Source organism: Anaerovibrio lipolyticus DSM 3074 (assembly GCF_900141865.1).
Taxonomy (GTDB): Bacteria; Bacillota; Negativicutes; order Selenomonadales; family Selenomonadaceae; genus Anaerovibrio; species Anaerovibrio lipolyticus.
Genome location: NZ_FQYW01000012.1, coordinates 35,798 through 48,521, shown reverse-complemented (window position 1 = coordinate 48,521; position 12,724 = coordinate 35,798). Strand labels below are relative to the sequence as shown.

Genomic DNA, 12,724 nt, shown 5'->3' with positions numbered 1-12,724 from the left:
TGAAATAAAATCTATAACAAAAAAGAAGTTGATGTACTAAAAAAGTAACAACAACTCCTTCTGTTTCATTTTCCCTGTATCGGGAACATTTAATCATCGCAACTTACCTCATGGATGTTGGCTCAGGTATTTCCATTTTTCGCTCAATCATACTGGAAAACCATTCTTTTTTGGCTTCTTCAATATTACTGTATGCTTCCTCCAAAGTATCTCCATCACTCATACAACCAGGCAAAAGAGGCACATACACGAAAAAACCGCCCCCATCTTCAGGCTTTATTTTGCTGAGTTCAACAGGATAATCCAATTCCATGTAATATTCCAATGTCTTTTCCATACATGTCACCTGCCCAAGCCATTAATAGATTTTACTATTCTTTACTGAAATTATACCAATCAACTACTCAATTTTCTATATGCCATAGCGGGATTAGACTTTAGCAGCCTCAAAATCTCAAAAAATATCTCCGGGCTGTTCACAAACACCAAGGCAGAACTGTAAGGCCAATTAGCAGATGCATATTCCTGCCACAGACCTTTTCGGTGCTGGGCCACTATGGCATAATCACTGTCTTCATGACTTTCCAGCCAGAAATAAGCAAAATAATCTGCCAAAGACTCCGTCAGCTGGTGCTTTCTTTCCATAGATATTCCCGTTCTGGGGCTGGCATCCTGCAAAAAGGCCTTTTCATCCCATATTCGGTGCACGGAATGAAAAAATTCATGAGCAAGCACCATACTTAAAGCACTTTCATATTCATTCTCCAAATGAAATGTGCAGCAATATTCCTTCACTGCCTCATAGTATATGAATACACTGTAGCCCTTTTTAATGGATTTCCCCAGCTGCTTATCAAAGGGGCCATTAGCTTTAGGAATAACTATCACTTCATCTGAAATATATACAGGTGGCAGCCATTCCTTGCGCTCCCCCAGCATTTTACAAAAAGACTTATCTGTAAAACCAGCCATGAAATCATAGAAGATTTCCCTTATTTGCACCAGCTCATTTTCCAAAAATGAATCAACATTATATGTAAACATCATAAATCCAATATATTTTACTTAACAAACATAAAACAGGCCAAATACCCCAAAAGCTATGAGTAACTGGCCTGATTTTTTTACCCGTTAATATCGGATAAAACTACATTTTCAAGAGCATCGCCACATTTTCCGGGCAGTATTCTATCTGCTCTGACCAGCGGCGTATGGCTTCAGGCAAATCACCCGTAATGGCTGCTGCTATAAAAATATATTCCGTGGATATATCTGTATAAATCAGCAAATCATCCAGGCTGTAATCACTGAGTTTTTCCAACTGACGGTACATTATATATTGATATATACGCTGAAATATCTGGTGTGGCATTATTAGTTCATAATTTTCAAGAAATTTAGGATTTTCACGGGCATATTGCAAATAGGCAGCAATATCCTCCCGCCACTTATCATCAATGGGTTCAGTATTTCCCATTATTTCCAGAACCTCAAGTGCATCATTCTTGGAAAGACCGGGATGAAATGTCTGCTGTTCCTTTTTCATGTTTATTCCCAATAGCTTCAAAAGCTCAGAAAAGCTCAGATTAGAGCTCTGACCCTCAATACTGAATTCCAGTGAACCAGCCTGCAAAAGCAGCCCACAAGAAACCTCGCAGCTAAGGCCTACCCCAGCCAGCTCATAATCATTGAGAACGGTATAGAAACGGGGATGATTGGTGCATATCTCGCAAAGTATTTCCTCGCCTGCTGACAAAATCAGCTTGCAAAGGCCATCCTCCTGTAAAAATGGGCAAGCTCCATTTTTAGCAAGCCCAAAGGAATACACACCAGTTGCGCTGGATATATTAGCCCGTAGTTCATCCCCCAGACTTCCTCCAATTTTCAGATATTTTTCCGCCGTGGCATTGTCTATATCTATCTCCCAGCCCTTACAGCATGAATGGCTGCAATCACTGGCTATACAGGAAAAATCCTTATAAAATGACGGATAAACTGTATTCATCCCATTACCTGCTTAATTCAGGGCTTCCTTCACTAATGTATTGACCATCTTTCCATCAGCACGGCCTTTAACCTTTGGCATAAGTGCCCCCATTACCTTGCCCATATCCTTTGGTGATGAAGCACCAGTCTGCTCCACAGCCTCTTTCACCAAGGCACGTACCTCATCCTCAGATAACTGCTGTGGCAAATATGGCATCAGAAAAGCAATCTCGGCTTCATTCTGAGCTACCAAATCAGCCCGTCCGCCCTTTTCGAAATCTGCGATGGAGTCCTTACGCATCTTAACTTCCTTGCTAATAACGGCTATTACAGCATCATCATCCAGCTCTACCTTGTTGTCAATTTCCTGCTGCTTAATGGCACCTCTGACCATGCGAATAACTGCCAGGCGTTCTTTTTCCTTGGCCTTCATTGCTTCCTTCATATCATTTGCCAACTGTTCTTTAAGTGACATATTATGCACCTCCAAAAATAATAACTTTAAACATTTAAAATTCCAAGGCATTTTCCTCAGATGGTTCCTCAGCATTTCTGCTGCCGAAATCAAGATAGTCCTGCAACCGCTCATTAAACCTCTGGAGCCAATCAGCGGTCACAAAGCTCCTTATGAGCTCCCTAACCTCATAGGCATCCGCCTGACCGTAGACCTCTGACAAAAAGCCCATTTCCACAGCCTTTTTGATGTGGCGGTTCACCTCATTATCAAACTTGGTTTCATTGGTAGCGGCGGGATAAAATGGCTTCAATCTCAGCTTTATATCCTCAAATGAAAGAACCAAAATACTATCACCATTGGAGGCATCAAAATCCCCCAGGCTCTTACGAAGCTGCACCAAAAGAATACTCAAGCCATAGCTTAGCTGATGGCGTGGCACCAACCGAGGTAGATTTTCATCATCATTTTGCTTCACATAGGCATAGCCCGCATTATCATCCACATAGAGAAGTAAGCCAATCTGGGCTACATATTCCTCCATGCGGGGCTGATTATCCTTAATTATATTCCATATATCCGGCTGGGTGCGCTTATCCACCACCCCCTTTAAAATCGTAATCAGGGCACGGGAATAGTCCATGTCCTTTTCTTCAGCCATAGTATTTGCCATCCCTTACCCCTCCTTTTTATAAAAAATAATCTTATCCATATCCACCTGAATATCCACAGCGTTCACATTTTCCATATCCAGAAGCTGACGCTCACCATCCACAAAGCTGCGGCTGTCACTGCTGGCAATTACCAGATAATTGAGAAGCTCGGTAAGGCCCTTGGTAAGGGGGTGCTTTTCCAAAATCGCACTTAGGGAAACCTTCTCCTTGTCCCCCAGGACATCAGCGATATTTTCCTCCAGCACCTTTCGGTCCACATATACCTGTTTAAAAAGTGCCTCCACGGAGCCCTGATGACTTCCCTTTTCAATGGCACTGCTTTCAATAATAGGCTTTTTCGGTGGCACAAAAAGTGGTCTGTCCATAATAAAATCAAAAAATGGGGCCGACTGATCCATCTGGGCGAATTCAGCATCTCTCGGAATATTATCCTTTATGGAAATTGCCTTATCCTCCACCTGCTTAATAAGCTCATAAATGTAACGCTCCTGCTCCAGATAGCCTTCATCCACATATTGGCGAATCTGACGGGACAAATTGCTGACGGTGTCCATAACCTGTCGGGCAGCCTCGGACCACTGACGGCGGATATGACGCATATCATACTGCTTTTCCACCTGTTCAATGCCCTGTATTTTTAATATTCTTCCCAAAGCCTCATCCAATTCTTCCCGTGAAGACTGGTTCATCAAATAGTCCCAAAAAGCTCCAAAGCTCCTGCCCTGCTCTGAGTGCTGTATATAGTCCCTGTCCTGAAAGAACTTTTCCAAAAGCTCTCCCTTGCCCTTTTTCCAGGTAACTATCTGCTCCATAAGACTGCGCTCCAGCTGACGGAAATTTTCCTCCACCTCACGAAAATCCGCCAGTATACTTCTGGCGGTTTCGGCAGCATGAATATATCGGTCCTTTATTTGAACTTCATCTAAAACCTTTGGAGCTCCACCATTTTCCAGGCGGAAAATCTCCTTTTCAATAGCCTCCTTTTCCTCTTTAAGCCGGGCTATGCGGCTTTCGGCACTTATATTGCTTTCCTCATCAATTTCACGAATAAGGTTAAACACAAGACGAACTCTGGATTCCGTGCCAATAAAGCTCTGCTTCCTCAAACCAGCCAGCCATTCAATACCACGCTGGGCATCTGCTGTCAGATCGTAGCAGGGCTCGTTTTTCTTCACAAAAAATTTACGGAGCCATGAGTGCTGACCATCAGTCCATGAAGCCAGATAATCCTTGGCGGGACGGATAATCCCCTGGGCCTTGGCATTATCATGAAGATCATATATAAAATTATTAAGATCCTCCAACAATCTGTCCTCTGGCACAGCTCTCTGATTCTTTACCATAAACTCCTGATAAAGGAAAGCCGCCACGAAGCTGCACTGCTCCGAGGCCAGCAATCTCCAGGCCGGATGCTCATTTCTCAGCTTCACCAAAAAGCTATACTGCATGTTGTCAGGGATATTATCATTCATCATATTATCAATACACCTACAGTTTAATCACGCCGTAATGCACCTTGGAGTGCTTGCCACCCACAATGGTATCAAAGCCCAGACGGGAAAACTCCAGGCTGCGGCTGTTTTCCTTCATTACAACCCTATGACGTGCCACCCGTTTGGCCTCCTTTACTGCCTCTATTGATAAAGGGCGATGGTCAGCCACAGCACGAATAGGATTTATATTATGGCTGTCCTTTAATGGATGACGGAACATAGGATCAAAATAAACAACATCCATAGACTTATCCGGCAGAGTTTTTAAATAATCATTGTAATCAGCATTTATAACATTTACCCGCTTAATGGCACTGTGAAGTTCGTAATTGGTGGCGAGAAAATGCTTCATGCCTTCACCAGTGACAAAGGCAATAAGGGGACTGGCCTCCAAGCCGGTGACACTGCCCCCTTCCCCCGTAACAAAGCTGGCCACTATGGCATCAGCACCAAACCCCAAGGTACAATCCAAAACGCTCATGCCTTCCTTTAAATCCATGGCGGCTGTCATGTGATCCTCATCACCCATACGAATATTCTTTATACGAAGCTGGGACATATTAGGGTGAAAAAACAGCTCCCCATCAAGGGTATCCAAAACAAAGCTGCCTTTTTTAGCCACCAAAATGTTATCTACACCGTATTCTTCACGCATTTCAGGCAAGGCCGCCCGATTGCGTTTAACATTTTTAATCCCCAGCTTCTCCGCCGCATAGGCTGCCAGCTCAATGCTTTCCTTATGATTTTTTCTGTCCGTCGTGACAATGGTATTTAGCATTAATTCTCCCTAAATATATGTGCAACTCAAAAGCCTGTGCGCTTAAACATCTTGGCCAGCTCATCGCTGCTGAATTTCAAAATTGTTGGTCTGCCGTGAGGGCAGGTATATGGCATGGCGGTTTTATTAAGCTCATCCAGAATAATTTCCATCTGACGGAAATTAAGCTCAAAGCCCGCCTTTATTGCCGCCTTACAGGCTGTCATAGCAAGGCACTCATGACGAATTTCCGCTGCACTAAGCTGATGCATATCCTCCAGGGAAACCAATGATGCATATCCTCCAGGGAAACCAATATTTCCCTAATTGTGTTTTCTGCCTCAGCCACAGGAATATCCGCTGGAATCTCAATTAGACGATACTGGTCCGGCCCGCTTGGTTCAAGACCAAAGCCCAAGCTATGGAACATCTCCAGATTGCTTTCAATAAGCTGGGCTTCCCTTTCGCTAAAATCCAATATGAGATGCACCAAAAGCTGCTGTGATGGTATACGCTCCGTCATAGCCGCAAAACGATCATATAATATGCGTTCATGGGCAGCGTGCTGGTCAATGATATAAAGACCATCTGCATCCTGGGCAATAATATAGGTGTTATCCACCTGACCGATAGGAACCATTGGAGTTGCACTGATACCCGCGGATTTTTCAATTATTTCCCCGGTTGACCTATCTATAAGTACATCATTTTCCAGAACAGTATTTTCTGATTGGCTGGCGATTAACTCTGTATCATTTATAGAAGTTTCGCCACCATTTGCAACTGTTCCACCCGAAGAAACCAAATCTTCACCCTTCAGCTGGGACAACTCCTCCTGGGCCTCATGCAAGGTCTTGGCCTGCTGCTCCACCCGATACTGATACGCCGAAGACGGGATACTGGAGGGAGTATAATCACTATGACTTACGGAGCTGGCTGCACTGGTTGTCCTTGGCTGTGATGCCGGTACAAAGTGCATCTCATCAATAAGGGGCTCCATAACGGGCTTTGACTCCTTCATGGAAGCAGGAATTCCCGTAAAATGTCTCTCGGGGCGCTCCACCTGGGCAGCGATATTCCCAAGAGCCTCGCCATGGGGGCGCACTGCGTCCAGCACGGCCTTATACACAGCTTTAAAAATTCTGCCCTCATCCTCAAATTTAATCTCGCTTTTCTGTGGGTGAACATTTACATCAATAGAATTTGGTGCCACATCCATAATAAGGGCCACCATGGGATAACCGGATTTTGGAATAAGAGATGAATAGGCATTATCCACCGCCTTTGACATGGCCCTATTGGAAATAATACGTCCATTTACAATAAAGGTTTGCCAATTTCTATTGCTTCTAATGGTGGATGGCTTGGAAATATAGCCCTTGATGGTAATATCATCGTCGGCAAAATCCATGCCTAAAAGAGCATCTCCTACAGAGCCTCCATAAATACTGCGGAGAGTATCATGGAGATTGCCATTTCCCGGAGTCACCACAGAGGTTTTATTGTTATTTATAAACTTAAAGGCAATATCAGGGCGGGAAATAGCCAGCTTTATAATAAACTCATTTATCTTACTGGCCTCGGTATTATTTGTTTTCATAAACTTTTACGGGCAGGAGTATTAAAAAACAAATCCTCCACCCGAATTGTGGTACCCAGACTACAGCCAGTTTCTCCGATTTCCGGCTCCTTGCCCCCGATAATCTTCACCTCAGTTCCCAGCTCCGCCCCCGCCTGACGGGTCTGCAAAGTAAAACGAGACACCGAGGAAATACTTGGAAGGGCCTCACCACGGAAGCCCAGGGTATCTATATCCATAAGGTCCTCAACCTTAAAGATTTTCGAGGTGGCGTGACGTCGGATGGCCATCTTCGCGTCTTCCATGCTCATGCCGATACCATTATCCGATACCCGCATAAAGCTGGTACCTCCCGCCATGATTTCCACCTCAATGCGGTCAGCCTTGGCATCCATGGCATTTTCGATTAATTCCTTTATAACTGAAGCAGGTCTTTCTACCACTTCACCTGCCGCTATCTTATTGATAGTGCTATCGTCAAGAACATGTACGAAACTCATCCTCGTCCCGCCTCCTCTTTGGCCTGCTGCTGTAAGCGATACAGGGTATTCATTGCTTCTATTGGGGTCATGGTCATAACATCCATGCCCAACAGCTCATCACTGATGGAATTCCCGAAAAGAGATGCCATCATATCATTGGATTCAGCCACCGTTTTAGCTTTCTCCTGTTTTTTGGTTAATGGGATATCCTCAACCCTGGAGCCCTCGGCCTCCAGTGCCTCCAGTATTTTTTCTGCCCGCTGGGTTACCGTCTTTGGTAGTCCCGCCAGGCGGGCAACGTGAATACCATAGGATTTATCCGCAGAGCCCGGAATAATACGGCGAAGGAAGCTAATGTCCTTGCCCTTCTCCTTTACAGCAATGCAGTAATTCTTTATTAAATCATCCTCCAAGTCCGTAACCTCATGATAATGGGTGGCAAATAGGGTCTTGGAGTGAATATGCTCACGAATATGCTCGATTACTGCCCTGGCAATACTCATGCCGTCAAAGGTACTGGTACCACGGCCAATTTCATCCAGAATAACAAGACTATCACGGGTGGCATATTTGAGAATCTGAGCCACCTCTTTCATTTCCACCATAAAGGTACTCTGACCGCTTACCAGATCATCACTGGCACCTATACGGGTAAATATTCTATCCACAGGGGAAATGGTGGCTTCCCGTGCTGGAATAAAGCTGCCCACCTGAGCCATAAGGGTAAGCAAAGCTGTCTGGCGCATATAAGTGGATTTACCAGCCATATTAGGGCCGGTAATCAGCATAATCTCACATTCAGTATGATTTAGACGGGTATCATTTGGAACAAACAAATCCCGTGTCAAAATCCGCTCTACCAGTGGATGACGGCCGTCCTTGATATCAATCTGCCCATTATTCAAAAGCTGTGGCCGCACATAGTTATAAGCACTGGCAGCCTCAGCCAGCCCCGTAATCACGTCAAGAACCGCAATATGCTTGGCCGTTTCCTGAATATCTCCCAGCTTTGACTTAATGGTGTCTCGAATTTCCATAAAAAGATTGTACTCAATGTTTACAATCTTTTCCTCAGCTCCAAGAATCTTAGTCTCAAATTCCTTCAGCTCCTGAGTAATATACCGCTCGGCGTTGGCCAGAGTCTGCTTACGGACATAATGATCCGGCACCAGCTCAGTACCGCTATGGCGCACCTCAATATAATAACCAAAAACCTTATTGTAGCCTATTTTCAAGGTGCGTATGCCAGTGGCTTCCTTTTCCTTTTCTTCCATCTCCTGCAAGAGCTGCTTGCCGTCACGGGAAATCTTGCGGTATTCGTCCAGTTCCTCATTGTAGCCTTCCTTGATAATGCCACCATCACGAATGGTAAGTCCCGGGGCATCCACAATGGCCCTGTTTAAAAGGTTCACAAAATCCTCATAAAGATGAATCCCCTCATGGCATTTCTGCAAAAGCTGGGATTTTCTGCCCTCAAGGAGATTTTTTATGGCAGGAAGGGCCATAAATGAGGTTCTAAGAGCCACCATATCCCTGGCATTGGCTGATCCCACTTCAATACGGGTCAGCAAACGCTCAAAATCATATATGGACTTAGTGGAAGTCTTCAGCTCTCCACGAAGGATAAAATCACTGGATAATTCCTCCACAGCATCCAGACGCTGGTTAATCTGCCCGATGTTTATCAGGGGATATTCCAGCCACTTCTTTAGGAGACGGGTCCCCATGGCCGTATCTGTAAAATCCAGAACATCCAAAAGGGTATCCTTCTTGCCACCATCCCTAAGATTACGGGTAATTTCCAGATTTCTTAGGGTATAGGTATCAATAACCAGATTATTGGCGAAATCCAGCTTGGTCAGCTGGGACAAATGGGAAAGATCTGTTCTCACAGTGTCGTGGAGATACCCCAACATAGTAGCCACGGCTTCACTGGCAGAACGGCCAGCAGGTCGATTGTTCACATCAAAATGCTGAATAATCAAATCATCCACATTTTTAACAGGCTCCTCAATACGAGTGAAGGCACAGGCTGCCATACGCATATCTATAAAGGCCTTTAAATCACCGAGAAAGGAGGGCTCACCCAAAATAATCAGCTCCGGCATCATAATACGGTACAGCTCATCATAAAGGGCTTGCAGGCGGTCATCACCAGTATAAACACCATAGAAGCACTCCCCGGTGGAAATATCCGCCCCGGACAGTACAACCTCCTCGTCAGCTTCATAAACCAAAGCAATATAATTATTATTAGCAGACTGAAGGGCACTTTCCTCCAAAATGGTACCTGGAGTAATGACCTTAATGACCTCGCGTTTTGTAAGTCCTTTGGCCTTTGGGTCACCAATCTGCTCAGCAATAGCCACCTTATAGCCCTTATTTACGATTTTTGTAATATAGCTTTCAGCAGCATGATAAGGAATACCGCACATGGGATTCTTCTTTACATCACCGCTGCGACTGGTAAGGGTCAGTCCCAGCTCGCGGGAGGCTGTCACCGCATCATCCAGAAACATCTCATAAAAATCTCCCATTCTAAAAAACAGGATTTCATCAGGATGCTGCTCCTTTATGGCCATATATTGCTGCATCATTGGTGTCATTTCCATGAAAATACCATTCCTTCTATACTAAACAACTTTATCTATGGGCAGATTTACGTCAGCAATCCATTCTAAGACTTGCGCCAGTAATCTTTGCGAAAGCTTACGCCAGCTCACCCTTCAGCACCCAGGTCTGAGGCTGACAAATCTTTACCTCTACCAAATCCCCAGGCTGTTCATTGCCCTGATATGGCCACAGCACCAGCTTATTGCCGGAGGTACGTCCGGACCAAACCTTGTCATCATTGGAGCTTGGCCCCTCCACCATAACCTTTACCACCTTGTCCTGAAGTTGCTGATTTTTCTCCAGACTTATCTTATTCTGAAGCTCCATAAGGCGATTCAGACGGTCATGCTTCACATCCTCATCCACCTGTTCTTCCATTTCTGCTGCCGGAGTGCCAGAACGCTTGGAATAAATGAAGGTATAGGCCTGGTCATAGCGAACCCATGCCATTAAATCCAGAAGCTGCTGAAAATCCTCCTCAGTTTCTCCCGGGAATCCCACAATAATATCAGTGGTAATAGTGGCATCCGGTACCGCATTTCGAATCTTAGTAATAAGCTCCTTATAGGCCTCCACAGTATAAACGCGATTCATAGCCTTCAATATTCTGTTTGAACCATGCTGCACCGGCAAATGGAAATGGGTACAGATATGCTGACTATTTTTAATGACATCAATTACTGCATCACTTAAATCCTTTGGATGGGAAGTCATATAGCGCACCCGCTCAATACCTTCCACCTTGTCCACCATTGAAAGAAGCTCAGCAAAGGTAGCCTTCTTGTGGTCCTTACCATAGGAATTAACATTTTGACCAAGGAGAGTAACCTCCTTGTAGCCCTGCTTCACAGCCTCCTGAACCTCAGAAACAATGTCCTCAGGCATACGGCTCCGTTCCCGCCCCCTTACATAAGGAACGATACAATAGGTGCAGAAATTATTGCAGCCGTACATAATTGGCACCCAAGCCGATAGAGCTGTCTTTCTGTGAATGGAAATATCCTCAGGCAAATCCTTTTCATTGATTTCTGTGTCAACAATATGCTTCTCCTGAGCCTGCTCCAGCTTGGAAACAGTGGAAACCACTTCCTGAATCTTATTGGTGCCCAGCACAAAATCAATATGGGGAGCACGCTTTATCAGCTTCTCCCCTTCTTTCTGCGCCATACAGCCAGTGATACCAAAAATAAGGTCAGGATTCTTCCGCTTGAGATTCTTTATCTCACCGATTTTTCCATAGACCTTGTCCTCGGCATTTTCACGCACCGCACAGGTATTTATCATAATAAGGTCAGCCTGCTCCATATCCTCAATGGACTCATAGCCCAGCTTGGCCAGCTCCCCCTCCATACGCTCTGCATCACTGAAATTCATCTGACAGCCGTATGTCAGCATCTTTAGGTATTTCTTTTCTCTATTTAAAGTCAAATTGATACATCCTCTCAAAAACAAACAATCGTACAGAATATTATACCATAATTGATGATTTTTTAAAAAATGAAATCAATAGAAAAAGCCGGGATATAATCTCGGCTCGATTGGAGAAAAATGAATTTTACGTATACTGTTCTCCACAAATCCATGAAATGACTTTCATTTTTTCTATAAATCATTCCCCTAGCTTGAGAATAATATTTTTCAAAATAAAAAATTTGCCAGCCTTTCGTAGAGATCCTTGTTTTAAATGCTATGTTGCGTAAATATCCCCAATCATATCAGCATCTGTAATATCTTTCAGATTCGATTAATCGGGATTACTTAATAAAAAATCCCTGATATTTTTGTGTTTTATCCCATTCCTGCTCATATCAAATTCATCCATGGACAGTACATATTTGGGATAATTATCCCTAATGTTCTCATATACACCAAATTCACGCTCTATTGTTTCCGGCGAAGCCAATAAGTAACATACCTGTACATAAATCAAGCCTTGCGGTGTTTTGACAATAAAATCGACTTCCTTGTTATTAATCTTTCCCACAGTAACCTCGTAGCCTCGCCGAATCAATTCCAAAAATACTATATTTTCCAGTACCAGAGCTATATCTTGAGTATTGGAGCCTAATACTGCCTGCCTTATACCATGATCAGCCAAATAGTATTTTTCATGAACGCTAAGCAGCTTTTTCCCCACCAAGTCCTGACGTTTTACCGAATAAAATAAAAACGCGTCCATGCAGGAATGAATATAATTTAAAATTGTTTCAGCTGAAACATTTCGTCCTTCGCTTTTGAAATACTTTGAAATAGAAGAAGCTGAAAATGTGTTGCCTATATTGGCCATAACATAAACCATTATTCGCTCCAACAAGTCTATATCACGGATTTTATTTCTCTTCACGATGTCCTTTAATTCCACGGAATTATACAAATCCTGCAAATATTGAATTGAAGAAGACTCCTGATAATCCAATTCTCCCAAATATGGCATACCACCGTATTGAACATATTTTTTAAACCCCTCTTCCTCCGTAGCTTGTGGATGCTTCATACGATAAATCTGCATAAATTCTTTAAAGGAAAAGGGATATATGGCAAACTCCACGTAGCGGCCAGCCAAATAAGTAGCCAGTTCACCAGATAAAAGTTTGGCATTGGAACCAGTAATATAAATATCGACGATTTTATCAGTTATAACCGTCAAAATCAATTATTTCTGTATTTTATCAGTTATAACCGTAAA

The 12,724-nt window shown here is 43.7% G+C and carries 11 protein-coding genes and 1 pseudogene; all 12 read right to left on the bottom strand.

Annotated features, from left to right (window positions below; translation table 11 throughout):
- Positions 1–103: 103 nt before the first annotated feature.
- The 12 genes and pseudogenes from B6K08_RS07785 to B6K08_RS07735 all read right to left on the bottom strand — a co-directional run bounded on the left by B6K08_RS07785 (position 104) and on the right by B6K08_RS07735 (position 12,685).
- Positions 104–337 carry a type II toxin-antitoxin system HicB family antitoxin gene (locus B6K08_RS07785; protein ID WP_200810405.1) on the bottom strand — a complete coding sequence of 78 codons (234 nt, stop codon included), beginning with the start codon at positions 335–337 and terminating at the stop codon, positions 104–106.
- Between the two features lie 59 nt (positions 338–396).
- Positions 397–1,047 (bottom strand): hypothetical protein, encoded by a 651-nt coding sequence (locus B6K08_RS07780; protein WP_143254870.1) that lies wholly within the window; start codon positions 1,045–1,047, stop codon positions 397–399.
- A gap of 100 nt (positions 1,048–1,147) precedes the next feature.
- The gene (gene fliB, locus B6K08_RS07775; protein ID WP_080325846.1) at positions 1,148–2,005 is read right to left on the bottom strand and encodes a flagellin lysine-N-methylase; all 858 of its coding nucleotides are present in this window, start codon (positions 2,003–2,005) and stop codon (positions 1,148–1,150) included.
- Between the two features lie 12 nt (positions 2,006–2,017).
- Positions 2,018–2,461 (bottom strand): GatB/YqeY domain-containing protein, encoded by a 444-nt coding sequence (locus B6K08_RS07770; RefSeq protein ID WP_027396981.1) that lies wholly within the window; start codon positions 2,459–2,461, stop codon positions 2,018–2,020.
- Positions 2,462–2,495: 34 nt separating this feature from the next.
- Positions 2,496–3,113, bottom strand: coding sequence for a DUF4194 domain-containing protein (locus tag B6K08_RS07765; protein WP_080325845.1), 618 nt, complete (start codon positions 3,111–3,113; stop codon positions 2,496–2,498).
- Positions 3,114–3,116: 3 nt separating this feature from the next.
- Complete coding sequence (locus B6K08_RS07760) at positions 3,117–4,589, bottom strand: DUF3375 domain-containing protein (RefSeq protein ID WP_080325844.1); 1,473 nt, start codon at positions 4,587–4,589, stop codon at positions 3,117–3,119.
- Between the two features lie 13 nt (positions 4,590–4,602).
- The gene (locus tag B6K08_RS07755; protein WP_080325843.1) at positions 4,603–5,385 is read right to left on the bottom strand and encodes a class I SAM-dependent methyltransferase; all 783 of its coding nucleotides are present in this window, start codon (positions 5,383–5,385) and stop codon (positions 4,603–4,605) included.
- 26 nt (positions 5,386–5,411) lie between these two features.
- Positions 5,412–5,636, bottom strand: coding sequence for a hypothetical protein (locus B6K08_RS14330; protein ID WP_407639837.1), 225 nt, complete (start codon positions 5,634–5,636; stop codon positions 5,412–5,414).
- A pseudogene (gene mutL / locus B6K08_RS07750) lies at positions 5,588–7,443 on the bottom strand (DNA mismatch repair endonuclease MutL). Before mutL ends, B6K08_RS14330 begins: the two are co-directional and overlap by 49 nt.
- Positions 7,440–10,037, bottom strand: coding sequence for a DNA mismatch repair protein MutS (mutS, locus tag B6K08_RS07745; protein ID WP_080325842.1), 2,598 nt, complete (start codon positions 10,035–10,037; stop codon positions 7,440–7,442). Before mutS ends, mutL begins: the two are co-directional and overlap by 4 nt.
- Positions 10,038–10,134: 97 nt before the next feature.
- Entirely contained in the window at positions 10,135–11,433 is a 1,299-nt protein-coding gene (gene miaB, locus B6K08_RS07740; RefSeq protein ID WP_080325884.1) for a tRNA (N6-isopentenyl adenosine(37)-C2)-methylthiotransferase MiaB, read from the bottom strand.
- Positions 11,434–11,782: 349 nt separating this feature from the next.
- Positions 11,783–12,685: an ATP-binding protein gene (locus B6K08_RS07735; protein WP_052211775.1), complete on the bottom strand. Its 903-nt coding sequence runs from the start codon at positions 12,683–12,685 to the stop codon at positions 11,783–11,785.
- Between the last annotated feature and the right edge of the window lie 39 nt (positions 12,686–12,724).